General features: G+C 59.5%; 23 protein-coding genes. 10 read left to right on the forward strand and 13 right to left on the reverse strand.

Annotation, left to right across the window (positions count from 1 at the left end; translation table 11 throughout):
* Positions 1 to 76 precede the first annotated feature (76 nt).
* Together ACUZ79_RS08580 and ACUZ79_RS08585 are read right to left on the reverse strand one after the other, a co-directional pair.
* Positions 77 to 298 carry a hypothetical protein gene (locus ACUZ79_RS08580; protein WP_449251328.1) on the reverse strand — a complete coding sequence of 74 codons (222 nt, stop codon included), beginning with the start codon at positions 296 to 298 and terminating at the stop codon, positions 77 to 79.
* Positions 299 to 544: 246 nt separating this feature from the next.
* Positions 545 to 1,696: an HD-GYP domain-containing protein gene (locus ACUZ79_RS08585; protein ID WP_276612849.1), complete on the reverse strand. Its 1,152-nt coding sequence runs from the start codon at positions 1,694 to 1,696 to the stop codon at positions 545 to 547.
* A 338-nt stretch (positions 1,697 to 2,034) separates the two neighbouring features.
* Between ACUZ79_RS08585 and ACUZ79_RS08590 the strand changes: the two genes are divergently transcribed.
* Positions 2,035 to 3,072 carry a polysaccharide deacetylase family protein gene (locus tag ACUZ79_RS08590; RefSeq protein ID WP_240824515.1) on the forward strand — a complete coding sequence of 346 codons (1,038 nt, stop codon included), beginning with the start codon at positions 2,035 to 2,037 and terminating at the stop codon, positions 3,070 to 3,072.
* A 36-nt stretch (positions 3,073 to 3,108) separates the two neighbouring features.
* A complete protein-coding gene (locus tag ACUZ79_RS08595) occupies positions 3,109 to 3,753 on the forward strand; it encodes an HAD-IA family hydrolase (RefSeq protein WP_240824514.1) in 645 nt (214 codons plus the stop codon).
* A 107-nt stretch (positions 3,754 to 3,860) separates the two neighbouring features.
* On the opposite strand, the gene ACUZ79_RS08600 is transcribed toward ACUZ79_RS08595, so the two are convergent.
* From ACUZ79_RS08600 to ACUZ79_RS08615, 4 genes are all read right to left on the reverse strand, one after another.
* Positions 3,861 to 5,084, reverse strand: coding sequence for an aspartate kinase (locus tag ACUZ79_RS08600; protein WP_027180909.1), 1,224 nt, complete (start codon positions 5,082 to 5,084; stop codon positions 3,861 to 3,863).
* A 61-nt stretch (positions 5,085 to 5,145) separates the two neighbouring features.
* A complete protein-coding gene (tsaE, locus tag ACUZ79_RS08605; RefSeq protein ID WP_240824513.1) occupies positions 5,146 to 5,637 on the reverse strand; it encodes a tRNA (adenosine(37)-N6)-threonylcarbamoyltransferase complex ATPase subunit type 1 TsaE in 492 nt (163 codons plus the stop codon).
* Complete coding sequence (locus ACUZ79_RS08610; protein WP_449251329.1) at positions 5,625 to 7,292, reverse strand: NAD(P)H-hydrate dehydratase; 1,668 nt, start codon at positions 7,290 to 7,292, stop codon at positions 5,625 to 5,627. Before ACUZ79_RS08610 ends, tsaE begins: the two co-directional genes overlap by 13 nt.
* A 1-nt stretch (position 7,293) precedes the next feature.
* Complete coding sequence (locus ACUZ79_RS08615) at positions 7,294 to 7,665, reverse strand: holo-[acyl-carrier-protein] synthase (protein ID WP_449251330.1); 372 nt, start codon at positions 7,663 to 7,665, stop codon at positions 7,294 to 7,296.
* Between the two features lie 164 nt (positions 7,666 to 7,829).
* On the opposite strand from ACUZ79_RS08615, the gene ACUZ79_RS08620 reads away from it, so the two are divergent.
* The gene (locus ACUZ79_RS08620) at positions 7,830 to 9,164 is read left to right on the forward strand and encodes a UDP-glucose dehydrogenase family protein (RefSeq protein WP_449251331.1); all 1,335 of its coding nucleotides are present in this window, start codon (positions 7,830 to 7,832) and stop codon (positions 9,162 to 9,164) included.
* Between the two features lie 351 nt (positions 9,165 to 9,515).
* On the opposite strand, the gene ychF is transcribed toward ACUZ79_RS08620, so the two are convergent.
* The 4 genes from ychF to ACUZ79_RS08640 form a co-directional block, all read right to left on the reverse strand.
* Entirely contained in the window at positions 9,516 to 10,616 is a 1,101-nt protein-coding gene (gene ychF, locus ACUZ79_RS08625) for a redox-regulated ATPase YchF (RefSeq protein ID WP_215647852.1), read from the reverse strand.
* Between the two features lie 231 nt (positions 10,617 to 10,847).
* Positions 10,848 to 11,456, reverse strand: coding sequence for a FlgO family outer membrane protein (locus tag ACUZ79_RS08630; protein ID WP_449251332.1), 609 nt, complete (start codon positions 11,454 to 11,456; stop codon positions 10,848 to 10,850).
* A gap of 8 nt (positions 11,457 to 11,464) precedes the next feature.
* On the reverse strand, positions 11,465 to 11,818 hold the full coding sequence (locus tag ACUZ79_RS08635; protein ID WP_192111967.1) for a hypothetical protein: 354 nt from the start codon (positions 11,816 to 11,818) through the stop codon (positions 11,465 to 11,467).
* Positions 11,819 to 11,830: 12 nt separating this feature from the next.
* Complete coding sequence (locus ACUZ79_RS08640; protein ID WP_449251333.1) at positions 11,831 to 12,490, reverse strand: FlgO family outer membrane protein; 660 nt, start codon at positions 12,488 to 12,490, stop codon at positions 11,831 to 11,833.
* Positions 12,491 to 12,932: 442 nt separating this feature from the next.
* Between ACUZ79_RS08640 and ispG the strand changes: the two genes are divergently transcribed.
* The 7 genes from ispG (at position 12,933) to dxs (ending at position 21,437) form a co-directional block, all read left to right on the forward strand.
* The gene (ispG, locus tag ACUZ79_RS08645; RefSeq protein ID WP_240824508.1) at positions 12,933 to 14,006 is read left to right on the forward strand and encodes a flavodoxin-dependent (E)-4-hydroxy-3-methylbut-2-enyl-diphosphate synthase; all 1,074 of its coding nucleotides are present in this window, start codon (positions 12,933 to 12,935) and stop codon (positions 14,004 to 14,006) included.
* Complete coding sequence (locus ACUZ79_RS08650) at positions 14,006 to 15,736, forward strand: proline--tRNA ligase (protein ID WP_449251334.1); 1,731 nt, start codon at positions 14,006 to 14,008, stop codon at positions 15,734 to 15,736. Before ispG ends, ACUZ79_RS08650 begins: the two co-directional genes overlap by 1 nt.
* A 171-nt stretch (positions 15,737 to 15,907) precedes the next feature.
* Positions 15,908 to 17,449: an exodeoxyribonuclease VII large subunit gene (xseA, locus tag ACUZ79_RS08655; RefSeq protein WP_449251335.1), complete on the forward strand. Its 1,542-nt coding sequence runs from the start codon at positions 15,908 to 15,910 to the stop codon at positions 17,447 to 17,449.
* Positions 17,449 to 18,381, forward strand: a complete 933-nt coding sequence (locus tag ACUZ79_RS08660; protein WP_449251336.1) for a M23 family metallopeptidase — start codon at positions 17,449 to 17,451, stop codon at positions 18,379 to 18,381. The genes xseA and ACUZ79_RS08660 overlap by 1 nt, the downstream gene beginning before the upstream one ends.
* A complete protein-coding gene (gene xseB / locus ACUZ79_RS08665) occupies positions 18,378 to 18,638 on the forward strand; it encodes an exodeoxyribonuclease VII small subunit (protein WP_240824504.1) in 261 nt (86 codons plus the stop codon). The genes ACUZ79_RS08660 and xseB overlap by 4 nt, the downstream gene beginning before the upstream one ends.
* A 3-nt stretch (positions 18,639 to 18,641) precedes the next feature.
* A complete protein-coding gene (locus ACUZ79_RS08670; protein WP_449251337.1) occupies positions 18,642 to 19,535 on the forward strand; it encodes a polyprenyl synthetase family protein in 894 nt (297 codons plus the stop codon).
* Positions 19,536 to 21,437 carry a 1-deoxy-D-xylulose-5-phosphate synthase gene (gene dxs, locus ACUZ79_RS08675; protein WP_449251338.1) on the forward strand — a complete coding sequence of 634 codons (1,902 nt, stop codon included), beginning with the start codon at positions 19,536 to 19,538 and terminating at the stop codon, positions 21,435 to 21,437. It begins immediately after the preceding gene.
* A gap of 143 nt (positions 21,438 to 21,580) precedes the next feature.
* Here the strand turns inward: dxs and ACUZ79_RS08680 are convergent, their stop codons facing one another.
* The 3 genes from ACUZ79_RS08680 to ACUZ79_RS08690 are packed head-to-tail and all read right to left on the reverse strand — an operon-like array spanning position 21,581 to position 23,603.
* On the reverse strand, positions 21,581 to 22,126 hold the full coding sequence (locus tag ACUZ79_RS08680; protein WP_449251339.1) for a serine/threonine protein kinase: 546 nt from the start codon (positions 22,124 to 22,126) through the stop codon (positions 21,581 to 21,583).
* Complete coding sequence (gene queC, locus ACUZ79_RS08685; protein ID WP_240824501.1) at positions 22,126 to 22,884, reverse strand: 7-cyano-7-deazaguanine synthase QueC; 759 nt, start codon at positions 22,882 to 22,884, stop codon at positions 22,126 to 22,128. Before queC ends, ACUZ79_RS08680 begins: the two co-directional genes overlap by 1 nt.
* Entirely contained in the window at positions 22,881 to 23,603 is a 723-nt protein-coding gene (locus tag ACUZ79_RS08690) for a thermonuclease family protein (protein WP_449251340.1), read from the reverse strand. The genes queC and ACUZ79_RS08690 overlap by 4 nt, the downstream gene beginning before the upstream one ends.
* Positions 23,604 to 23,708: the final 105 nt, after the last annotated feature.

Below are 23,708 nucleotides of genomic sequence, written 5' to 3' on the forward strand. Positions count from 1 at the left end.
CGCTCTGGCAGCAAAATACCGCAAGACTGGGTTTGATATGAGCCTGACCGCCCTTGGCAGAATGCCCGGGGCGGTTTTAGTCGCTGACTCTGCTCACAAGGCGGGCCAGCACATCGGGGCCGTCCTTGAGGAGTCTTTCGCGCATGGCCGAAGCCTCGCTGAAGGTAATTTCCGCAAGCAGGTCTTTGCCTTTATCTGGATTGCTGGAAATGATGGCTTCAAAGGTCTGGGCTACAGCTTCCTCATCCCGGCCAGTCAGCTGGCTGAGGGCACCGATCAAAACATCAACTCTGCGCATGAAAATTATCCTTAAGCCTGATGCGTTTTGACATTTCAAATTCTGGGGCAGCGTTGCCGCATTCCAGATGGTGAACATGCTGAAATAAAAGGTTTATCCCTTACTCGGTATATAGCGTTTACAGCACCTGAGGGCAAGCCTGGATGTGTAAAAGAAATGTGGACATTGCGTATTTGCGGCAGAAAATGCCGTGGATTGCTGGCTGAGCGTACTGAATAGTGCTTGTCTGAGGACCAGTGAACTGGCCTACGCAGGGCCGCCAAGCAACATCGGAATATCAAAATGCGCCGCTTCAGCCGCAGATAGAGAGCGCGTGATACGCAGGCCTATGTAGCGCGTGAGGTCAACAAACTGGGGCTGAATGGCGCGTCCATCAGGGTCGCGCGCCACAAGAACGCAGGGCTGCGCGGGAAAATTGGGGTTGGAGCGGCATACAATGCCCTGGTGTTCGTTTGAAAGCTCCACTGCAGTACCCACGGGGAAAATGCCCACCATCTTGATAAAGCGTTCCACATAGCCGGGGGCCCAGGCCTGACCGCGCATTTTATACATCATGCCCAGCGCCTTGTTGGGGGCGAGTGCGCCCTTGTAGGCTCGCCTGGACGAAAGCGCGTCATACACGTCGCTGAGCGAAAGAATACGACCAAAAACGCCAATCTGCTTGCCGGATAGCCGATTGGGATAGCCCGTACCATTGTGCTTTTCATGGTGCTGCGCAATGCCTTCAATGGCTTCTTGCTCAACGCTTGAAAACTGCTTGATTTTTTCAACGCCAAGCAGCACGTGCGACCGCATGACCTCAAATTCCTGAAACGTCAGGGAGCGGGGCGCGGTGAGAATTTCATTGGGAATCAGCGCCTTGCCGTAATCGTGCAGCAGCCCGGCCAGCCCCACGTTGTGCAGGCGGTCATCGGGCATACCCAGAAAATTGGCAAAGGCAACGGCAAAAATGGTCACGTTAACGCTGTGGGCGTAGGTGTATTCGTCTGTTTTTTTGAGCAGGGAAAGCGTCACCAGAGCGTCAACATTGCGCGAAAGGCTTTTGATGATGTCGCCCACCAGCGGGCGCGCAAAGGTAAGATCAAGCGCGCCGCCTCTGGCGGTTTCGAGAAAGTTTTTTACGTTCTCGTAGGCGTCTTCATAAATTCTGTTGGCGGTCTGTAGTTCTATGGCAAGCGGGGTGTTTGGCTGGGGAGCTGCGGAATTTTCGTCGCGTGACCGTTCCGGGTCGTAGTATGCTTCGGCAAATCCCTGAAGGATTATGCCGTTGATCTCATCGTCCGACGCCAAAATTCCCTCCTGCATATACAGCAGGGGGGCTTTCAGCCATGATATTCCGGGGTCAACAATATACATCCCCGGACGTAGGGTTGAAACGGGTATTTTGATGTGGGACATGTGGTCTTGATCGCCTGGATATAAGTTTTTGCCTTGATCTTCGCAGATAGCAAACCCCGCAGTAATGCCCACGCAAGGCCAACACGCCGCCGCAAATAGATTTTGAAATTATGCGATATTTGAAAAATAAATTCAACACGCAATTTGCTGGGGAATTAATTCTTGTGATTACAGGTGGGTATAGATGCCACTCCCCACGCTTGTACGCCGATTGTGTAAAGGATATAGACCTGCTTGGCAGAAAAAGGCTTCACTGTGTGTACAACGCACTAATCCGTGGGCTATTGTTCCCAATAGTTGCTGTTTGACGCCGTAGCGCGGCGCAGGAGTTTCCCTCTATGTTCAGCTCAGTCAGCCCGGTTTTGCGGTTGCGGCTTATTGTTGCTCTTTCGGCAGGCGTTATCTTTTTTTTTGCGGGCATATGCACTGCCTCTGTTGCGGCTGATGCGGTGTCTGCTGCTTCGTCCCCCTCATGGGCGCCCGATGCGCAGGATGCCCGCAAGGCTTTGCGCAACGATGCAACCCCGCCCGTCAAACGCGAGCCTGCCGTGGTGCTTCCTCCGCTCGGGCCCGATGCGGTGGGTACCATCCGGCGGGTAGCGCTGGCAGGTGGGGACAAGGTGGTTGCCCTTACCTTTGATCTTTGCGAGCTGGACACCGTCACCACCGGCTGCGATATGGATATTCTGGGCTTTTTGCGGGCCGAGCATATCCCGGCCACGCTCTTTATGGGCGGCAAGTGGATGCGTACCCATTCCCGACGTGTGCTGCAAATTATGACCGAGCCGCAGTTTGAAATAGCCAACCATGCGTGGTCGCACGGCAATTTTGCCCTGCTTTCTCCGGCAGGCCTGCGCGCCCAGGTTTTGTGGACGCAGGCGCAGTATGAGTTGCTGCGCGAGGAGGCCTTGCGCGATGCCAGGGCGCAGGGTCGCCCGGAACCGGTCATTCAGCCTGTACCCACACTGTTTCGTTTGCCCTACGGGCGTTGCAGCGACGAGTCTTTGCAGGCGCTGGCGAAGTTGGGCATGCAGGTTGTGCAGTGGGATGTGGTGGCGGAATCCGGCGCAGACAATACCAATATCGAACATGCGCGGCGCGAGGCCCATCTGGTTGCCTCGCAGGCCAAACCGGGCTCCATTTTGCTGTTCCACGCCAATCTCGTGCCCAAGGGATCGGCGCAATTGTTGCGCGAGACTGTGGCGGAACTGCGCCGCAGAGGCTACAATTTCGTTTCTGTGAGTACCCTGCTTGGCATGGGCGTCCCGCAACGCACCATGAACGGCTACTTTACCTCGCCGGGCGACAACAAGGCGCTGGACAGCAAGTTTGGTGTTGACGGCACCGGGCGGCATACGCCCTTTAACGGCGAGTAGTCCTTCGTCTGAAACCCGAAGCAAGGAATCCCCTTCGTGAAGCAATACCTTTTTTTTGATCTTGACGGCACGGTGACAGACTCCAAGATCGGTATCATCCGCTCTGTGCAGCATGCCCTGAAGTATTTTGATGTTGCCCGGGCTGACGATGAACTGCTGTATTTTATCGGCCCCCCGCTGAAGGATTCGTTCGGCAAGCTGTTTGGGGGCGACACAGCCAAGGCTGAACTGGCCGTGCAGAAATACCGTGAATATTATTCAGTCACGGGCATATTTGAAAATGCGCTTTACGACGGCGTGGCAGACATGCTGGCCGATCTGCGGCGCGAGGGCCGGGTGCTGTCGCTGGCAACGTCAAAGCCGGAACCCTTTGCCCAGCGTATCCTGGAGCATTTTGGCATTGCGGGCCTGTTTGACCATGTGGCGGGCGCGGAGCTGACCGGCCCGCGCAACAGCAAAACGTCCGTGCTGCGGCATGCCTGCGGCCTGTGCGGTGTTGCGGATATGGCGCAATGCCTGATGGTGGGCGACCGAAAATATGACATCCTGGGGGCGCATGCCGTAGGTATGGACGGCGTGGGCGTACTCTATGGATACGGCTCGCGCGGCGAGCTTGAAGAAGCCGGGGCGGACAAGTTGTGTGAGGATGTTCCCGCGCTGCGGCAACTGCTCCTTACCTGATTGTTGCCACGGCCAGCATCGGCCTTGGATAATAAACGATAACAAAAAAACTCCCCGAAGCGGGGAGTTTTTTTGTTCAATATGTCAGCAAACTTGTCTGCGGGCGTTTAGCCCAGATCCCAGTCCAGCCCGAAGGTGTCGTGCAGAATACGCACGGCAAGCTCAACGTATTTTTCCTGAATCAGGATGGTGATCTTGATTTCAGAGGTGCTGATCATGAGGATATTGATGCCTTCCTGAGTCAGCGCGGCAAATGCCCGCGCGGCAACTCCGGAATGGTTGCGCATGCCCACGCCGATGGCGGAAACCTTGGCAACGCTCACGTCGTGCAGCACTTCGCGCGCGCCGGTCTTTTGGGCAACTTCTTCCATCATTTGCAAGGTCTGCTTGAGATCCTTGCGCGAGATGGTGAAGGTCATGTCGGTGTGGCCGTCCTGGCTGGTGTTCTGCACGATCATGTCGACCAGAATGCCCTTTTCGGAGAGAGGGCCAAACACCGCCGCAGCCGTACCGGGCACGTCGGGAAGGTCGCGCAGGGTCACGCGGGCCTGATCTTTGTCATATGCAATGCCGGAAACGAGTACGGCTTCCATGGTGGAGTCCTCCTGAGTGACAAGCGTGCCTGGATCATCGCTGAACGTAGAGCGCACGCGCACGGGAACCTTATATTTTTTGGCAAATTCTACCGAGCGGATATGCAGCACCTTGGCCCCCATGCTTGCCATTTCAAGCATTTCCTCATAGGCGACGCGGTCCATTTTACGGGCCGTGGAGCAAATGTTGGGGTCGGTGGTGTAAACGCCGTCAACGTCGGTGTAAATGTCGCATTCCACAGAGCCGAGGGAGGCGGCCAGCGCCACCGCCGAGGTGTCCGAACCGCCGCGCCCGAGCGTGGTGATGCGGCCATCTTCGGTGCAACCCTGGAACCCGGCGACCACAAGCACATCGTAGTCGTTGAGGTATTTGCGCAGGGAATTGCTGTCGATGGAGCGAATGCGCGCACGTCCAAAATCGTTGTCCGTGGTGATGGGAATCTGCCAGCCGAGCAGCGAGCGGGCGCGAATGCCCGCATCTTTGAGCAGCATGGTGAACAGGCTGATGGAAACCTGTTCGCCAGTGGAAACGAGAGAATCAACTTCCGCGCGGTCAGGCGTGGAAGACCATTCATCAGCAAGGGCAAGCAGCTTGTTGGTGTCGCCAGCCCGCGCCGAAAGCACCGCAATGACCTTATACCCCTTGGCAAGGCCTCCCAGCACTTTCTCGCGTACCTGCTTCATGCACTCCAGCTTGGCAACGGAAGTGCCGCCAAATTTCTGGACCAAAATTTTCATGCCTGTATCCATTGTCCTCAATCCTTGATGGGTACAACAGGTCAGCCCACCCCGGAACTGGTTACCCGTGGTCAGGACTGTCCACAGGCCAATTTCGGCGCAGGTGGCGCAAAAGCTCAGCAGCAATAGGGCCATGAGCTTGCAGCGTCAGTAGGCGACCTTCTTCGCACGGTTGCAACGAGATGTCCAGATAATCTTGCGGCATTTCCGCCTCGGGCAGGTATTCCGACCATTCCAGCACAGACAGGATTTGCGGATCGTCCAGACCTTCGGCAATTTCATCGGGCAGGCTGCCGGGGCTGCGGTACAGATCGCTGTGTATAATAGGCGGCTTGGTGGGGTAGTAGTTGCAGAGCGTGAACGAGGGGCTGCCCACCTCGGCCTGATCCCCGCCGGGCATGGCTTCCACAAGGGCGCGTGTGAGCGTGGTTTTGCCGCTGCCAAGCGGGCCGCGCAGCAACAATGCCGCAATGCCGCAGGTGGCGACAGCCTCGGCAAGCATGTGTCCAAGGCGGTCGGTATCAGAAAGATTGCGCAGGATTATCTGGGCCATGGCAGAATGTCGTCCTTTGATTCGCAGGCTGCCATGCAGGCAGAGAGGGTTTGCGGCAATGCATCCGCCACTGCCGAAGGCGTATTGCCCCTGAGGGGCCATTGTTCGGCAAGGTTTTTGCCCGCGAGGGCGTGCAGGGCCGCTGCCTGCCCGGCCAGCATGTGGGATGGGGTTAAGGGCTGATTTGCGGTATTGTTGTGTACTTGCGCTTGCTCTATTGCGGTCTGCATACCTGGCAACATTCTGGCAAGCAGCCCGCCAGCGCAGCCCGCCAGCACATCGCCGGAGCCGCCCACCGCAAGCTGCGGCACATCGTAGGGGCAGAGCAGTGTTGGCGCGTCAGCCTGCCCTATGAGGCTTGCCGCTCCTTTAAGAATAATTACGCCACGGCAGAGGCCGCGCAGGCGCTCAAGCGCGCCTTGCCGGTCGGCCTGAACATCCGCTGCGGAACAGCCGAGCAGGGTTGCCGCTTCGCCAGGGTGGGGCGTCAGAATATCATCTGCGGTTATGCGCTTGAGCAGGTCTTGCCGCCCGGCCAGCAGCACCAGGGCATCGGCGTCAAATACTGTTGGCGGCCTGTGGGGCAGGGCCAAAAGAGTTTCAATAATGGCCGCAGCGTCCTGCCCCCGGCCCATGCCGGGGCCGACCACAAGGGCGGCGCAGCGTTGGGCCAGTTCCAAAAAGTTTTGCGGCAGGCTGGCGGGCCACTGGCGTTCGCTCTCGCCCAGCGGCAGGGTCATTATTTCGGGCCAGCCGTTCTTGATATCCGCAATGCCAGCACCGGGCGCGGCGGCGGTTACAAGGCCTGCGCCTGCGCGCAGGGCCGCACGGGCGGCAAGATGCGCTGCTCCGCCAAGACCGGGCGCGCCACCAACCACCAGCACATGCCCGTAGGAGTTTTTGAAGCCTCCGGGCTGAATCGCCGCAAGTGGGGCGAGGCAATGCCCGTCAGCCACGTAAAAAGAGCAGGGGGCCTTGCGCCGGGCGGCAAGGGGAATGCCAATGCTGCGCACGTGCAGTGCGCCCGTCCAGGGGCGCGCCTCGGGCAAGGCCAGCCCCGGCTTGGCGGCCGCAAAGCTGACTGTGGCTGTGGCGCGCACAGCCTCCGGCATGGGCTGCCCGGTGCGTCCGTCAAGCCCCGAGGGAATGTCGAGCGCCAGCACAAAGGCACGGTTTTGCAGCGTATTGACCGAGCGCACAAGCTCCAGCGCATCTGGTCGCAGTTGACCACTGAAGCCTGTACCCAGCAGGCCGTCCACAAAAATATGGGGGAGCTCCGCTCTTCGGAAGACCGCCGGGCGGCAGCGTTCAAAGGCAACGCCTGCGGCTCTGGCAATGCGCACATGTTTACCGCAGGCTCCCTTGCAGGAGGCAAGGGGCCGCGTGTGCAGCACCAGCGGTTCCGCGCCCACGTCCAGCAAATGCCGCGCAAGGCATGCGGCATCGCCGCCGTTGTTGCCGCTGCCCATAAGCAGCCAGACGCGCAGACCCGCCAGCCGTGGCTGGTATTCACGCAGAACGTCAAAGGCCGCTCTGGCGGCATTTTCCATCAGCAGTTCTTCGGGCAGGCCAAGGGCTATGGCTTCCGCATCCCATTGGCGCATTTCAGCAGGCAGGGGAAGGGGAGGGAGCAGATCGTCAAATGAGGTGGGCATGCTATGCCTCCAGCACCACAACCGCCACGGCGGCGTTGCGGTCATGACTTATGGAAATGTGGGCGGCGCGCATGCCCAGAGCTTCAGCCCGCACAAGTGCAGGGCCGTGCAAATGGAGTTGGGGTTGCCCCGCAGGGCCGCGCAGCACTTCTATATGGTGAGGGCCAATTCCCTCGTTAAAGCCAGTGCCGAGCGCCTTGACCGCTGCCTCTTTGGCGGCAAACCGACCGGAAATGTAGGCAATAGGGCTTTCCGGCACGAGTTTCAGTTCATCTGGGGTAAGGATCTTTTGCAAAAAGCGCTCCCCAAACCTGTCGTAACTTGCCTTGATACGTGCCAGTTCCGTAATGTCTGTCCCAATGCCTATGATCATCAGTTATCCACCATATGCAGTACGGGCGGAATGTACTGCAAATAGGGCTGTTGCCCATTAAAAAAAATTAGCGTATTGGTTGCCTTTCAACCTAAACTATTCTGACCCGTTCCCCGCTGTAACGTCAAGCGCGCTGGCTGTGGGAACGTACGGAGAAATTTTGTATGAAGTTGTGCATTATCGGGACCGGCTATGTTGGCTTGGTCAGCGCCGCGTGCTTTGCTGAAATGGGTAATACCGTGACCTGCGTGGATGTTAACCCGGCTGTGGTGGAAAAGCTCAATGCCGGTTCCGTGCATATTTTTGAACCCGGTCTTGAACCCATGGTTCGCCACAGCCGTACTGATGGCCGCCTCAAGTTTACTACCCGTCTTGAAGATGGCATTGCGGATGCCGACTGCGCCTTTATCTGCGTTGGCACCCCGCCCCAGCCCGACGGCTCGTGCGATCTGAGCTATGTGCGTCAGGTGGCTGGCGAAATTGGCCGCCACATGCAGAACGACCTCGTGGTTGTGGACAAATCCACGGTTCCCGTGGGTACCGCTGACGAAGTGCGCGCGCTCGTGGAAAAAGAGCTTGCCGCGCGCGGCGTGTCCTACAAGGTGGACGTGGTTTCCAACCCTGAGTTCCTCAAGGAAGGCGACGCCATCTCCGACTTCATGAAGCCCGACCGCGTTGTGCTTGGTACGGATTCCGACCGTGCTGCTTCGCTGATGCGCGAACTGTATTCGCCCTTTGCCCGCACCCGCGACAAGATCATCGTCATGGGCGTGCGCAGCGCAGAAATGACCAAGTATGCGGCCAACTGCATGCTTGCCACCAAAATTTCCTTTATCAACGAAATCGCCACCATTTGCGAGAAAGTGGGCGCGGATGTGCGTGACGTGCGCACCGGTATCGGCTCCGACACCCGCATTGGCTATCAGTTCATCTACCCCGGCGTGGGGTACGGCGGTTCGTGCTTCCCCAAGGACGTAAAGGCGCTCATCCACACCGCTGAAAAGGCTGGCGTGGAACCCAAGCTGCTCAACGCTGTGGAAGACGTCAACGCCCGGCAGAAAAAGCACATGGCTGGCCGCATCATGGAATATTTTGCTCCGCAGGGCGGCGTGAAGGGCAAAACCCTTGCGCTGTGGGGGCTGGCTTTCAAGGCCAATACCGATGACATGCGCGAAGCCGCTGCAATCAGCATTGTCAACGAGCTTACCGCCGCCGGCATGAAGGTTCGCGCCTTTGACCCGGTTGCCGCCGATAATGCCCGCGAAATCTTCAAAGATAATAAGCTGGTTGAAATTGTGGACAGCCAGTACGGCGCATGCGAAGGCGCTCAGGCCCTGCTGGTGGTTACGGAGTGGAACCAGTTCCGCAACCCCGATTTCGACAAGATCAAGGGCCTGCTGACCGCCCCCCTGCTGTTTGACGGCCGCAACCTGTACTCGCCCAACTTCATGGCGCAGCGTGGGTTTGCGTACTTCTGCATTGGCCGCCGCGCCAACTAGGAACAGCCCCCAGACCATGAGACAATACAGCCGCCCGGAGCGTCAGCTCCGGGCGGCTTTTGTCATAAAAAAGGCTCTGTTCCACAGGAACAGAGCCTTTTGGCCTTATATAATGAGCACTTTGAAATGAGAAGTATTTCAAAGTTAATCTGCTCTAGGGGCTGTTTCTAAATAAAAGATTTTGCGCCGAGGACAAGGAAAACAGTATTTTTTACGACAGGAGTGGACTCGCTTTTGCCGTTGCGACGAAGGAAGCTACGGATAAAGACAGCAGCGCTTTTTGTCCATGACAGGAGTAAAAAATGCTGGATGACGCAGTGATCGGCCAAAAGAATTATTTAGAAACAGCCCCTACACGTTAAACAGGAAGTGCATGACATCGCCGTCGTTAACCACGTATTCCTTGCCTTCCACGCGCAAGACTCCGTCGGCGCGGCAAGCGGCTTCGCTTTCGTGGCTCATGTAGTCGGCGTAGGAAATAACTTCGGCCCGGATAAAGCCCCGTTCAAAGTCGGTATGGATAACGCCAGCGGCCTGCGGGGCCTTCCAGCCCTTGTGGATGGTCCAGGCGCGGACTTCGTCCGGCCCGGCGGTAAAGTAGCTGTACAGGCCAAGGGTTGCGTAGCCGGTGTGGATGATGCGTACAAGGCCGCTTTCATCAATGCCGTAGGAGGAGAGCAGTTCCGCCTGTTCCTCATCGGGCAGGCCTTGCAGTTCTTCCTCAAGCTTGGCGCAGATGCGCGCAAAGCCCGACTGGCGTTCCTTGGCAAAGGCTTCAAGTTTTGCGGAAAATTCATTGCCTTCGGCAACAGCGGCTTCATCCACATTGGCGCAATAAATAACGGGCTTGGCCGTGAGCAGGCCAAGTTCGCGCCATGTGGTCAGGAAGCTTTCGTTATCAGGCAGGTCAAATCCCCGCGCGGGCTTGCCGTCGTTAAGCTGAGCCAGCAGGGTCTGCATGATTTCTGCAGACGCCTTGGCGTTTTTGTCAAACTTGGCAAGCTTTTGCAGCTTGTCCAGACGCTTTTCAACGCTTTGCAGGTCGGCCAGCAGCAGTTCGGTTTCAATGGTGTCCACATCGCGCAGGGGGTCAACGCCGCCGTCCACGTGGGTGATGTTTTCATCCTCAAAGCAGCGCACCACATGCACAATGGCCGCGCATTCGCGAATGTTGCCCAAAAACTGATTGCCCAGCCCTTCACCCTTGCTTGCGCCGCGCACCAGACCTGCAATGTCGATAAAATCCACGCTGGCGTAGATGGTCTTCTTGGGCTTGGCCTTGGCGGTCAGGGCATCCACCCGTTTGTCCGGCACCGCCACCGTGGCTTTGTTGGGTTCGATGGTGCAGAAAGGGTAATTGGCGGCCTGGGCATTCTGGGCCTTGGTCAGGGCGTTGAAAAGGGTGGATTTGCCAACGTTGGGCAGGCCCACAATACCAATACTGAGCGACATGTTGTCTCCTTGCTGCGCGCAAAAAGGCGTATAGCCCGCAGTGGGCGGCGTGCCCGCGCGGGATTGGCCGCCTGCAAAATCAGCGGCCCGGGTTCACGGATCGTTTACGCAATTGCCCCGGCGGGCAAAACGGAATTTTTGAAAACAGCGGCTGCCACAAAGGCAACCCGCGCCGTCAAACAGACAGGCGCGGGCATGTTATAGACGCAAAGCGCGTATGAGGCAAGGACGCTACTGAAGCCGTGTGCTCACGGAGGGTGCAAGCCCGTCGCCGGGGCGGGGTTCGCGCACGAGGGGCCGCAGGTCGTCTGTAATGGGCACAGTGGCCGTGCCCATGGCCAGTACCTCATTGCTTGAGGTGTGGATAAGCCGGATGCTGAAGCGCACCTGATCGCTGGTGGTCACATAGGTGCCCGCCAGTATTGCCTGACTGGTGCCGCTGGGGCTGGCAAGCTGGCGCACATCGCGCGTCAGGATAAATTCGCCCTTGAGCTTGTCAAAGCGGATATCGCGCCCCTTGCGCAGTTCCTGAAAGCGGTAGCCCGCATTGATGAGCCAGCGGGAGATTTCTTCCGTCATCTGGCGCGCCAGCGGGGATGCTTCATCAAGGTTGTTGATGTTGACCGGGGTGGTGCCCATGATCATGATGCGGGCGCGGGCCAAGGATTCGCGGTCTTTACGGCTCATGTCCTGACTGTCGCCCGAAAAGCGCATCATGATCTGTTCGTCAAGCTGCTTGGCAATGCTCACGGCAGCAGTGGGCACGTTTCCGGCTGCCGCCGCCGTGAGCGGAAAAAGCAGGGCCGCAAGCACAAGAATGGTAATGAAAAAGCGGTTCATGGTGATCCTCAGCGCATGGTGCGCAAAAGCAGTTCAACGCCGTTCAGCTCCCTTTTTATGACATAAAGGGTCTGGTCGTCGGCACAGATGGAAAGAGCCTGAAGATAGCGCTGCCGCGCAAGCTCATAGCGTCCCTGTTCGCGGAACTGACGGGCCTGACCAAGATAGACCATGCTGTGCTCGTTGGCATCAGAAAGATAGTTGGCCCGTTCCTTTGCCTCGCGCTTTGCCTGGGCATCATTGGCCTGTCCGTTGTAAGACGACATGCTGTCGGCCAGCGCGCTGGCTGGCAGTGCCGCAAGGGGCAGGGCGCATGCGGCCATAAGGCAAAGTGCGCAGATGTTGTTCAACGTTTTTTTCATGGCAATTCCGGCTTACCGGCCTTGTTTGATTACAAGCGTGCCGCTGCTGATGCTGCTGGCAGGCGTATAGAGCGAAGTTGGGGCCGGTTTGGCTGGGGCGCTGCTGGCTGTGGCCTTTACTGGCGGTGGCGCGTCGGCCTCGGCCATGCGCGTCACAATGGGCGTATTCACCAGCACAAGCTGGCCCGTACGCATCACAAGGCCATCGCTGGCGCGCACCAGCCGGGCGTTGATAAAGGTTGCGTCCTTGTCCACATAATAGGTGCCCACAACAAGGGCGGCCCATTTTTGTCCTGTGGTTGAAACCATCTGGTTGGCGGCAAGTGCAAGGTCATCACGCCCGCCCTGCACGTTGATGGCCCCGTTCAGCCTGTATTCGCGCGTGGGAAAGCCCCGCTGGTTGAATTCATAAAACAGAGATTCAGCCATGAACCGGCCCATGGGCGAGCTTTGCGAGGTGTTGTTCTGGTTCACAAAGGCCGTGGGCATGGCCACAAAGCCCTGAATGGCGTCGTTGGGCATGGTGGCAAGCATCTGCTCGGCCAGTTCGCGGCTTTTGAGCTTCAGCTCCACGGCGTCCGTATAGCCGGGCGAAAGCGCGGAAGGCCCGCTTTTGCTACAGCCGGAAAAGAGCGGCAGCAAAAGTGCGCAAAGCATAAGAAGACGCGGCATTATATGCATACAAACCCCGAGTGAAATTGCTCTGATGCAGCTCCTCGCGCCGTGATCCCGATGGATCCCAGGCGGGATAATTCCTCGCTTGCCGGGGGCTATTGCCCACAGCCCAGCGGAACTGCTCTTACCATAGTCTTATCGTCACAATGGCCGTCAACTTGAGTGCTGACGGAAAAAACGTCAGCCTGAGGCCTTTTTTCAGAACTTTGCAAGACACGTTCCATACATCGTATTTGCCCCACGGTCGCTTACTGCCATGCTGTCCAAATGGGGTTTTATGCGGCACATAAACTCCATGCATGCGGCAAGGCTTGCCGCAAAGGCCGCAGCGAGGCCCGTGCTGCGCGCACTTGGCTTGCAGGGGGAAATAGCATAGAAGACTCGTTTACGGAGTGACGTGGCTTTAGGCCGTGGCTCCACTCGTTTTTGTGAGGGAAGCATGCAAAAGCACACAACCCGCGCCATCCGTCTGGGCGGGCTTTCCATTGGCGGCGGTGCGCCTGTTATGGTGCAGAGCATGACCAATACAGACACCCGCGATGCCGAGGCAACGCTTGCGCAGATTGCGCGGCTTGAGGCACGCGGCTGCGAGGCCGTGCGCGTCGCTGTGCCGGACGAGGCCGCCGTTGCGGCCCTGCCAGCCATCCGCGCGGGTACGCGCCTGCCGCTCATAGCGGACATACATTTTGATTACCGCCTTGCTGTGGCCTCGCTGGAGGCCGGGCTTGAAGGCCTGCGCATCAACCCCGGCAATATCGGCCCCAAGGAGCACGTGGACCGCGTGGTGGATGCCGCCAAGGCCCACGGGGCGGTCATTCGCGTGGGGGTAAACTCCGGCTCGGTAGAAAAGCGCCTGCTCCAGCAGTACGGCGGCCCCTGCCCCGAGGCGCTGGTGGAAAGTGCTCTCACCCATGTGCGCATGCTTGAGGCGCGCGGCTTTTACAATACCAAAATTTCGCTCAAGTCCTCCTCTGTGCTTGATACCATTGCCTCCTACCGCAAGCTTGCCGAAGCTTGCGACTACCCCCTGCACATCGGCGTTACCGAGGCCGGGGGCCTCATGCGCGGCACGGTAAAATCTGCCGTGGGGCTTGGTATTCTGCTGCACGAGGGCATTGGCGACACCCTGCGCGTTTCGCTCACCGCCGACCCGGTGGAAGAAGTAACCGTGGCGTGGGAAATATTGCGCGCCCTTGGCCTGCGCTCGCGCGGGCCGGAAATAATCTCGTGCCCCACATGCGGGCGCACGGAGATTGACCTGTTTTCGCTGGCCCGTGCGGTGGAAGACCGTTTAGCCACCTCCAAGGCCGACATCAAGGTGGCGGTCATGGGTTGCGTGGTCAACGGGCCGGGCGAGGCCCGCGAGGCCGATCTGGGCGTTGCGGGCGGGCGCGACAAGGGCATCATATTTCGCAAGGGCGAGGTCATCCGCTCGGTCAAAGGGCAGGAGGCCCTGCTGGCGGCTTTTATGGAAGAACTGCAACAACTGCTCAACGAAAAGGAATCACAGTAATGCGTTTCAGCAACTGCTATATTCCCACCCTCAAGGAATCTCCGGCGGATGCCGAGGTAATCAGCCACAAGCTTTTGCTGCGCGCCGGTATGGTGCGCAGGCTTACCTCGGGCATGTACACCTATCTGCCGCTGGGCCTGAAGGTGATTGAAAAAATAAGCCGCGTCGTGCGCGAAGAAATGGCCGCCGCCTACTTTGAAGAACTGCTCATGCCCATGGTGCAGCCCGCCGACCTGTGGAAAGAATCGGGCCGCTGGGAGCATTACGGCAAGGAACTGCTGCGCTTCAAGGATCGCAACGAGCGCGAATACTGCCTTGGCCCCACGCACGAAGAAGTCATCACCGACCTCGTGCGCGGCGAAGTGCGCTCCTACCGTCAGCTTCCTGTGCGTCTGTACCAGATTCAGACCAAGTTCCGCGATGAAATCCGCCCCCGTTTCGGCCTCATGCGTGGGCGCGAATTTATCATGAAGGACGGCTATTCCTTTGACGCCACGGAAGAAGGCGCACAGCAGAATTACTGGGCCTGCCACGCGGCCTACAAGCGTATTTTCCAGCGCCTTGGCCTCAAGTTCCGCCCAGTTGAGGCCGACTCCGGCTCCATCGGCGGCAACTTCTCGCACGAATTCATGGTGCTGGCTGAAACGGGCGAAGACACCATCGCTTTCTGCCATCACTGCGATTACGCGGCCAACGTGGAGCGCGCCGAAGTGGCCTGGAACGGCAAGCCCTGCACGGAGACCTGCGCTCCGGCGGAAAAGGTCGCCACCCCCAATGCCCACACGGTGGAAGAAGTGGCGGCCCTGCTGGGGGTGCCTGCCTCCTCCGTTGTCAAAACCATGCTCTTCAAGGTGGACGGCAAGCCCGTTGCCGTGCTTGTGCGCGGCGACCGCGAAGTGAACGACATCAAGCTCAAGAACCTGCTCAACGCGCAGGATGTGGTCATGGCCGACGCTGCCACCGTGCAGCAAATCACCAAGGCACCGGTGGGCTTTGCCGGGCCTGTGGGGCTGGAAATTCCGGTCTACGCCGATGCCGAGCTGCAAGGCGCTACAGATTACGTGGTAGGTGCCAACGCCGGCGATGCCCACCTTGTGCATGTTGACCTCAAGCGCGACGCCACGGTGACCGCCTGGGCCGACCTGCGAGCCATCACGCCAGAAGACACATGCCCCCGCTGCGGTGGCCGCATTGAGCTGACGCGCGGCATTGAAGTGGGCCACGTGTTCATGCTTGGCCGCAAATACAGCGATGCCATGCATGCCGCCTTCCTTGACGAAAACGGCAAGGAACAGATCATGATCATGGGCTGCTACGGCATCGGCGTTTCCCGCGTGGCCGCCGCAGCCATCGAGCAGAACAACGATGAGCACGGCATTGTGTTCCCGCCGCCGCTGGCTCCTTACGACTGCATCCTTTTGAACCTTGACCCGCGCAATGAAGAAGTCAACGCCAAGGTCGAGCAGATTTACGCCATGCTCAAGGATATGGGCGTGGACGTGCTCATGGACGACCGCGACGAACGCCCCGGCGTCAAGTTCAAGGATGCTGATTTGCTGGGTATTCCCATGCAGCTTGTGGTTGGCGGCAAGGGCCTTGCCAAGGGCATTGTGGAATGCAAGGATCGCCGCAGCGGCGAAAAGGGCGAACTGCCCGCCGATGCCATGGCTGAAGCCTTTTCCGCCTGGGCCGCCAAGGTTCGCGAGGGGTGGGCGCAGCAGCAGGCCTAGGGGCTGTACTGACGAAAAACAAGCCTTCCCCTTTGTATTGGGCGTGATGCAGAACATGACGCACGCAGCAGGGGGAGAGCTGCTGGTTTTGGTAGAAGGGGCGCTTTTAGCGCCCCTTCAGCAACAAAATCTCAACGACGTTTTCTGATATACTGCCGCACACGGAGCACCATGCAGGAAGCCATACTGTCTGTCCGTGAACTCACGGAACAGCTGCGCAAAACCCTTGAGGGACGTTTTCCCTTTGTCTGGGTGCGGGGCGAGGTGACGAACCTTACCCGTCCCGGCTCGGGGCATGTCTATTTTACCCTCAAGGATGCCGATGCGCAGTTGCAGTGCGTGTGGTTCAGGCACATGCAGCGGCAGAACAGTCAGGGTTTTGATCCGCTGACAGGCGAAGTTTTTGACGCGCCGCGTCCTTCGCCGCTGGAACTTTTGCGCAACGGGCTGGATGTGCTCTGCGCAGGGCGCATCACCCTGTATGCGCCGCGCGGGCAGTATCAGCTTGCCGTGGAGCTGGTGCAGCCAGCAGGCGAGGGGTTGCTTGCGCAGGCCTTTGAGGCCAGCAAGCGCAAGCTGGCGGCTCTGGGCTACTTTAGCCACGAGCGTAAACGGCCCTTGCCGTACGATCCGCAGCGCGTGGCCCTTATCACTTCCCCAACGGGCGCGGCTCTCCATGATTTTATGGAGCTTGCGGCCAGCCGGGGCAGCGGGGCGCGCATTCGTCTGTTCCCGGCTCTGGTGCAAGGTGCCGAAGCCGCGCCTTCAATTGTGCGGGCCTTGCACGAGGCCAACGCGCAGGGTTGGGCACAGGCCGTGGTGCTGGTGCGCGGCGGCGGTTCGCTGGAAGATTTGTGGGCTTTTAATGAAGAAGCCGTGGCTGAGGCCGTGTTTGAGTCGCGTCTGCCAGTGCTTGCGGGCATTGGGCATGAGGTGGATGTTACCCTTGCCGACATGACAGCAGACCTGCGCGCGGCAACGCCCTCGCATGCGGCCCAGTTGCTCTGGCCTGCGCGGGCCGAGCTGATGCAAAAGGTTGACGAGGCGGAGGCCGCTCTTGTGCGGGCGGCGCGGCGGCGGCTGGAAACAGCGGGGCAAAGCCTTGCCCAGTTTGAAAACGCCTTGCGCTGGTTTTCGCCCATGCGGCATCAGGCCCGCCTTGCGGAGCAGCTTGACGGCTTGCACCGCTCCTTGCACAGGGCCGCGCGGCAGTGGCTCGATGCCACGGAGGCCCGGCGCGACAGGTTTGAGCGCGCTCTGCAAAATGCCTTCAACCTCTCGCGGCTGGATGTGCTGGGCAGCAGGGTCGAGTCGCTTTCCGCCAGTCTGGCTGCGGCCATGCCGCGCATGCTGGCCGCGCAGGAGCAGCGGTATGATGCCGTGCGGCAGCGCCTGCAGTCGGCAGGGCAGGAAATGCTTGCCCGCACAGGGCGGGAACTGGAAAAATGCGAATTTGCTCTGGCAGCCGCCAATCCCCTCGCGCCCCTCAAGCGCGGCTATGCCCTTGTGCGTGGTGCGGATGGCGGCCTGCTGCGCACGGTGACGGCGGCCCCCGCGGGCAGTGCCATCACGGTGCGGCTGGCGGATGGCAGCCTTGCTGCCGTGGTCAGCAATGTGCTGCCAGATGTTGCGCCAGACGCTGTAACTGACTGTGCGCCTGACTCGGATACAGGCGCGGTGCCGGTTGCCAAAAAACAAGGACGGAATAGCTGATGTTTGTGCTCACGCGCATGCTCATGGTTCTGTTGGCGGGGGCTTTTCTTTTTGTTCCTTCAGCCGTTCCTGCTGCGCCATCCCCCACATCAGCCCTTGCGCTTGACGCGCCCGAATCCGTAGCCAGAGGGGATGCTTTTCCCGCCCTGGCGGTGAGCGACGCGCCCGCAAAGTCCTTTACGTTCAGCTGGCTGGGCAAGACCTACGAGGCCAGGGCGGAGCAGGTGAGCGCCAACACCGCTGCGGGTGCTGCAACGCGCTGGCAGGCCGTCATGCTGCTGCCCGTGCCGCTGGAAGAAAAGGAATCCGCGTGCGATCTTGCCGTCTTCACGGGCAATGGCAAGGATGCCCCCGCTGTAGCGCGCAAAATTGTTTTTTTTGACAAAGACCGTCCGGTGCAGAAGCTGAACGTGGATAAAAAATATGTTGATCCCCCGGCGGCGGAGATGGCGCGCATCAAGGCCGACAGGGAGTTGGTGCGCCAGGCCCTGGCCCAACGCCTGCCCGAACGCTTCTGGGTGCTGCCCTTTGTGCGGCCTGTGCCTGGCGATGTTTCAAGCCTGTACGGCCTCAAGCGCGTGTTCAACGGGCAGCCTCGCGGGGTGCACAAGGGCCTTGATCTGCGCGGCCCGCAGGGGCAGCCTGTACTTGCCTGCGCTGACGGGCAGGTGGGCCTTACGGGGAATTTGTACTTCTCTGGTAATGTAGTGTACATCAATCACGGCGAAGGGGTGTTCACCGCGTATCTGCACCTCTCTGAAATACTGGTGCAAAATGGCGATCAGGTGCGCAAGGGGCAGGTTATTGGTCTGGTGGGGGCCACGGGCCGTGTTACCGGGCCGCATCTGCATCTTTCGCTTCTGGTTCAGGGCGAGTCGGTTGATCCGCAGCCTTTTTTGACAACCGGGAACGCCAAGGGAAACAATCCATGAGCGCCAAGACAGACAATACGTTTGAAAAAAAGATGGCCCGGCTTCAGGAGATCGTTGCGGCGCTTGAAAGCGGCGACCTGCCTCTGGAAAAGGGCATGGCCCTGTATAAGGAAGGAGCGGCGTGTTCGCGCTATTGCCGCGAGCAGCTCGACAAAGCCCGGCATGAGCTTGAAATCTGGCAGGATGGTCAGGCTCGTCCCCTTGAGTCACGCCCTGTGGCGTCAAGCGGGCTGAACGCAGAAGAGGAGGCGGAATAGGCGATGATGAGCGTTGCTGACATGAAGGCCCTGCTGCACGCACGGGGCAAGGATGTGGAAGCCTATCTGGCCACCTGTCTTGACGGCCGTGATGTGCCGCAAAGGCTCAAGGATTCCATGCTGTACAGTCTGCAAGCCGGGGGCAAGCGTTTGCGCCCTGTTTTGTGCCTGAGCACTGCCGCCCTGTGCGGGCTTTCGCCACAGCGCAGCATGCCCTTTGCTGCCGCTATCGAGATGATCCACACCTATTCTCTCATCCATGACGACCTCCCCGCCATGGACAATGATGATCTGCGCCGGGGCAAGCCCTCGAATCACAAGGCATTTGATGAAGCCACGGCCATACTGGCGGGCGATGGTCTGCTGACGGACGCCTTCATGGTCATGTGCCGCACTGCGGAATCCCCGGACCGTGTGCTGGACGCCGTGGCCGAGCTTTCGTTTGCGGCGGGGTCTTCCGGCATGGTGGGCGGGCAGGAATGGGACATGATCTATACGGGCGCGTCTTCTATTACGCTTGAGCAGATGCGCGCCGTGCACGCCATGAAAACAGGGGCGCTGCTGCGGGCATCGTGCGTATGCGGGGCCATCCTTGCCGGGGCTGAAACGCCCGCGCGCGATGCAATTGCCGCCTACGGCGCTGCGCTTGGCGTGGCCTTTCAGATTGCGGACGACATCCTTGATGTGGTTTCCGACACTGAAACTCTGGGCAAACCTGCGGGCAGCGACGAGGAACAGGGCAAGAGCACCTATCCCGCCCTGCTGGGGCTTGAAAAAAGCCGTGAACTGGCGCGCGCGCAAGCACAGGCCGCGCAGGACGCGCTGGCCCCGTTTGACGGACAGGAAGCGGATTTTCTGCGCGCATTGGCCGACTACACGGTAACGAGGGCGGCCTAAATGGACACCACAGAGAGCGCATTGCTGGACGCTGTGAGCAGCCCGGCGCAACTGAACAAGTTTTCTGACGCGCAGCTTGTCCAACTGGCTGGCGAGGTGCGCAGCCGCATCATTGAAACCGTCTCCCGCAACGGCGGGCATCTTGCGCCCTCGCTGGGCGTGGTTGAGCTGACGCTGGCCCTGCTGGCGACCTTTAATGTGGAGCACGACAAGCTCATCTGGGACGTGGGCCATCAGGCCTACGCCTACAAGCTGCTGACCGGGCGCGCCAAGGATTTTCACACCCTGCGGTCATTTGGCGGCATTTCCGGCTTCCCGCGCATGGCAGAAAGCCCGTACGACCATTTTGGCGTGGGGCATTCTTCCACGTCCATTTCTGCGGCCCTGGGCATGGCTTTGGCCCGTGATCTTTCCTGTCTCAAGCACCACGTGCTGGCTGTCATCGGCGATGGCTCGCTGACGGCGGGCGAGGCCTTTGAAGGGCTGAATCTCGCGGGTCACATGGGGCGGCGGCTTATTGTGGTGCTCAATGACAATGAAATGTCCATTTCCCCCAATGTGGGCGCGCTTTCGCTGTTTTTGAGCCGCACACTGTCGCAGCGCTGGGTGCGGCAAACCCGTAAGGAAGTGCTCAATTTCCTGCGTTCCATCCCGCGCATCGGCCAGAAGCTGGCAGTGTACGCCATGCGCGGCGAGTGGAGCTTCAAGTCCTTCTTTACGCCGGGTATGCTGTTTGAGGCTTTTCGCTTCAACTACATCGGCCCGGTGGACGGGCACGACATCACAAGCCTGCGCCGCCATCTGGAAATGGCTGCCGCCATTGAGGATGGCCCGGTGCTGCTGCACGTGCGCACCCAGAAGGGCAAGGGCTACGGCCCAGCGGAGAAAAATCCCACACTGTACCACGGCATCGGCCTGTTCACGCCCGAAACCGGGCAACCTGTGGCTTCCACAGCCAAGCTGCCCTCGTTCACCACGGTGTTCAGCAATACGCTGACCGAGCTTGCCGAGCATAACGACAAGATTATCGCCATTACGGCAGCCATGCCCGAAGGCACCGGCACGGACAAGTTCCGCGCTCGCTTCCCCGACCGCTTTGTGGATGTGGGCATTTGCGAGCAGCACGCCGTGACCTTTGCGGCGGGCCTTGCCAGCCAGGGCTATCGGCCCGCACTGGCCGTGTATTCCACCTTTTTGCAGCGTTCGTACGATCAGGTTGTGCACGATGTCTGCCTGCAAAACCTGCCCGTTACCTTCTGCGTAGACCGTGCGGGCCTTGTGGGCGAGGACGGCGCGACCCACCACGGAGCCTTTGATATTGCCTATTTACGGCATATTCCTAACATTACCATGCTGGCCCCACGCGATGAAAATCTGTTGCGGCACTGCCTGCATACAGCCCTGTGCCATTCCGGCCCGTGTGCCCTGCGGTACCCGCGTGGCAGCGCCTTTGGCGTTGCCCCCGACGGCGCGCCCCGCCTGCTGACCCCCGGCAGGGGCGAAGTGCTGCAACAGGGCGAAGGCCTTGCAGTGATAGCCCTGGGCAACCGCGCGCATCCGGCGCTGGAAGCTGCGGCCATGGTGGAGCGTCAGACAGGCGTAAAACCCTTTGTGTTTGACCCTGTCTGGATCAAACCCTTGCCGGAAGAACAACTGGTTGAAATCGCTCAGAACTTTGATCGTATCCTTATGGTGGAAGAAGGCGTGCTGGCTGGCGGTTTTTCGTCCGCAGTGCTGGAATTCTGGAATGACCGTGGCCTTATGCGCGGCCAGCGCATCAAACGCCTTGGCCTGCCCGACCACTTTGTGGAGCACGGCAGCCAGTTGCGCCTGCGCGAGCTTGTGGGCCTGCGCACCAATAATATCGCCGAGTCAATGCTGGAACTTTTGGGAAAGAAATAAGTCAAAAGTCGTTCTAAAAAAGAAAGCGCCGGGATTTTGTTGGATCAAAATCCCGGCGCTTTTGTATCCTGGGCGGAAAATTATTTTGCGGTGCTACACCCTATGACTTTTGAATCAAAATCAAAGTATTCCGCCCTACGCGTCTAGTCTGGCTGAATGTCGTACTGTTCCAGTTTGTCCCACACGGCGCTGATAATCAGGGCCATAACAGCAGCGAGGCGGGCCTTGGCGTGGTCGTCCGGCGGGGTGGCCTGACCGCGCAGGTTTGCGGCCTGCACCGCAAGGCGCTGGCAGAACAGTTCCGGGCAGCGAACCTGCTGTTCCTGCGCGAGCAGGGGCATGTATTCGGCAAAGGGGCCGTCCACAAAGGCGTTGAGGGCAGCGTTGACAGCTTTCTCGTCCGCGCCGTCAAAGTCATTGCTGGCGGCTGCCAGCAGATTGCCCGTCTGGCGCAGATAGGCCAAAAATACGGTATTGGGCGCATGATGCATGATGGCGGCAGTAACCACCGCATGCACAAAGGCCCGCCACTCCGCGCAGAACATATCCGCACCGGGGCCTGACAGATATTCATCCGGCATCTGCGCGCCGCTGGCCATATTGATGATGTCGGCAGTCTTGCTGTTGAGCTGAAACAGAATACAGGCTGCTTCCACACCCTGATCCGCGCTGAGCAGTTTTTTGGACATCAGGCCTCATCCTCCAGCGGGTTTTGCGCGCAGGCTGCCTGCGCCTCGGCATAGGCGGTATAACCCGCAGCGCGCAGACGGCAGGCCGGGCAGTCGCCGCAGCCATAACCCCAGGGGTAACGCTGCCCGCGCTGGCCCATGTAGCAGGTGTGGCTTTCTTCCACAATCAGGTTGACCAGCGCATCGCCGCCAAGGCTGCGGGCCAGCATCCAGGCGTCTTTTTTGCTGCGCCACATGAGCGGCGTGTGCAGCGTAAAACTGGCGTCCATGCCGCTGTTTATGGCAACCTGCATGGACTTGATGCTGTCGTCCCGGCAGTCGGGATAGCCGGAGTAATCGCTCTGGCAGACGCCCAGCACCATGTGGCGGATTTCCTTGGCGTAAGCCCATGCAGCGGCGTGCAGAATAAATATGAGGTTACGGCCAGGTACAAAGGTGTTGGGCAGGCCGTTGGCGCCGTGTTCTTCAATGGGCGCGTCAGAGGTCAGGGCCGTATCTGCCAGCTGGCGGAAAATATCTAGACCAAGCAGGGTGTCCGGCCCCAGGCGTTGCGCCCACTGCGGATTGAGGGCGGCAATGCCCTCGCGGACACGTTTGCGGCAGGCAAGCTCCACAGAGTGACGCTGGCCGTAGTCAAAGCCCAGCGTCAGCACCTGTTTGAATCGGCTGAGCGCCCAAGCGAGGCAAGTGGCGGAATCCTGCCCGCCGGAAAATATGACAAGAGCCTGTTGCTCAAGCAGGGGAGAAGTGGTGTTCATTTTACTTGCGGCCAGAAGTTGCAGGGACGCGCCGGGGCGTAGCCAGCCATAAAGGCATCCATGAGCGTGCCGAAAAACACGCGATTGCGGGGCTTTATGTGCTGTACTTCAGCGCAGTCGGTAGGGAAAAAGCGCATGGATTCGCGGTTGCCCAGATAGGTTTTTTTGGCGGCGGGCAGGGTGAGCACTTGCGCCCACATGCCGCGCCGGGCGGCAATGGCCTCGTGCTGGAGCTTGCGCAGCCTTTCCTGAAAATGGGGATTGAGGTCGTTGTGCGGGTACACAAAGGCCGCGCCGTTGCGAACCATCGTGTCGGACAGGGAATGCCCGTCAGGCAGGATAACATCGGCCACCACGCGTCCGTAATGATCCTTGCCCTTGGCATCCACGGCCACAAGGCGCACATCCTTGCCCTGAGCCAGCTTGGTAAGCTGGTCAAAGGCTTCGCGGGCGTAGTACTGGGGTTTATGCTTGCCCCGGTCCATTTCAGGGGCATCAATGCCTGCAAGGCGTACGGTGCGCCTGTCCGTGAGCTTTAACGTGTCGCCGTCAAAACATTTGGCGACCTTGCCCTGTGGATTGGGCAGGGATTCTGCCGCAGGCGCAGCGCCAGCAGCACTTGTCAGTGCCAGCAGGCACAGAAGAATAAGCGCAAAGGCTTGCGCTATAGTATGATTTTTGCCGCCCGAAAAATGGGGCCAGCGGAAAAGCTGTTGCATGTGGCTCAGCATGGGTGCGGTGCTCGTCCGTTGCTGTCAGAGTGGCGTAAGGGTCAATGGGATAATGACCGTGCAAGCCCGGCAGGTCAACCCGCCGGGCTTGCG

It is taken from the genome of Desulfovibrio faecalis, from assembly GCF_053570625.1.

Bases quoted from the DNA above. Each gene is read 5' to 3' on its own strand.
- ACUZ79_RS08580 (WP_449251328.1), bottom strand. From the start codon at position 298: ATGCGCAGAGTTGATGTTTTGATCGGTGCCCTCAGCCAGCTGACTGGC.
- ACUZ79_RS08585 (WP_276612849.1), bottom strand. From the start codon at position 1,696: ATGTCCCACATCAAAATACCCGTTTCAACCCTACGTCCGGGGATGTAT.
- ACUZ79_RS08590 (WP_240824515.1), top strand. From the start codon at position 2,035: ATGTTCAGCTCAGTCAGCCCGGTTTTGCGGTTGCGGCTTATTGTTGCT.
- ACUZ79_RS08600 (WP_027180909.1), bottom strand. From the start codon at position 5,084: ATGAAAATTTTGGTCCAGAAATTTGGCGGCACTTCCGTTGCCAAGCTG.
- tsaE (WP_240824513.1), bottom strand. From the start codon at position 5,637: ATGGCCCAGATAATCCTGCGCAATCTTTCTGATACCGACCGCCTTGGA.
- ACUZ79_RS08610 (WP_449251329.1), bottom strand. From the start codon at position 7,292: ATGCCCACCTCATTTGACGATCTGCTCCCTCCCCTTCCCCTGCCTGCT.
- ACUZ79_RS08615 (WP_449251330.1), bottom strand. From the start codon at position 7,665: ATGATCATAGGCATTGGGACAGACATTACGGAACTGGCACGTATCAAG.
- ACUZ79_RS08620 (WP_449251331.1), top strand. From the start codon at position 7,830: ATGAAGTTGTGCATTATCGGGACCGGCTATGTTGGCTTGGTCAGCGCC.
- ychF (WP_215647852.1), bottom strand. From the start codon at position 10,616: ATGTCGCTCAGTATTGGTATTGTGGGCCTGCCCAACGTTGGCAAATCC.
- ACUZ79_RS08630 (WP_449251332.1), bottom strand. From the start codon at position 11,456: ATGAACCGCTTTTTCATTACCATTCTTGTGCTTGCGGCCCTGCTTTTT.
- ACUZ79_RS08635 (WP_192111967.1), bottom strand. From the start codon at position 11,818: ATGAAAAAAACGTTGAACAACATCTGCGCACTTTGCCTTATGGCCGCA.
- ACUZ79_RS08640 (WP_449251333.1), bottom strand. From the start codon at position 12,490: ATGCCGCGTCTTCTTATGCTTTGCGCACTTTTGCTGCCGCTCTTTTCC.
- ispG (WP_240824508.1), top strand. From the start codon at position 12,933: ATGCAAAAGCACACAACCCGCGCCATCCGTCTGGGCGGGCTTTCCATT.
- ACUZ79_RS08650 (WP_449251334.1), top strand. From the start codon at position 14,006: ATGCGTTTCAGCAACTGCTATATTCCCACCCTCAAGGAATCTCCGGCG.
- xseA (WP_449251335.1), top strand. From the start codon at position 15,908: ATGCAGGAAGCCATACTGTCTGTCCGTGAACTCACGGAACAGCTGCGC.
- ACUZ79_RS08660 (WP_449251336.1), top strand. From the start codon at position 17,449: ATGTTTGTGCTCACGCGCATGCTCATGGTTCTGTTGGCGGGGGCTTTT.
- xseB (WP_240824504.1), top strand. From the start codon at position 18,378: ATGAGCGCCAAGACAGACAATACGTTTGAAAAAAAGATGGCCCGGCTT.
- ACUZ79_RS08670 (WP_449251337.1), top strand. From the start codon at position 18,642: ATGATGAGCGTTGCTGACATGAAGGCCCTGCTGCACGCACGGGGCAAG.
- dxs (WP_449251338.1), top strand. From the start codon at position 19,536: ATGGACACCACAGAGAGCGCATTGCTGGACGCTGTGAGCAGCCCGGCG.
- ACUZ79_RS08680 (WP_449251339.1), bottom strand. From the start codon at position 22,126: ATGTCCAAAAAACTGCTCAGCGCGGATCAGGGTGTGGAAGCAGCCTGT.
- queC (WP_240824501.1), bottom strand. From the start codon at position 22,884: ATGAACACCACTTCTCCCCTGCTTGAGCAACAGGCTCTTGTCATATTT.
- ACUZ79_RS08690 (WP_449251340.1), bottom strand. From the start codon at position 23,603: ATGCAACAGCTTTTCCGCTGGCCCCATTTTTCGGGCGGCAAAAATCAT.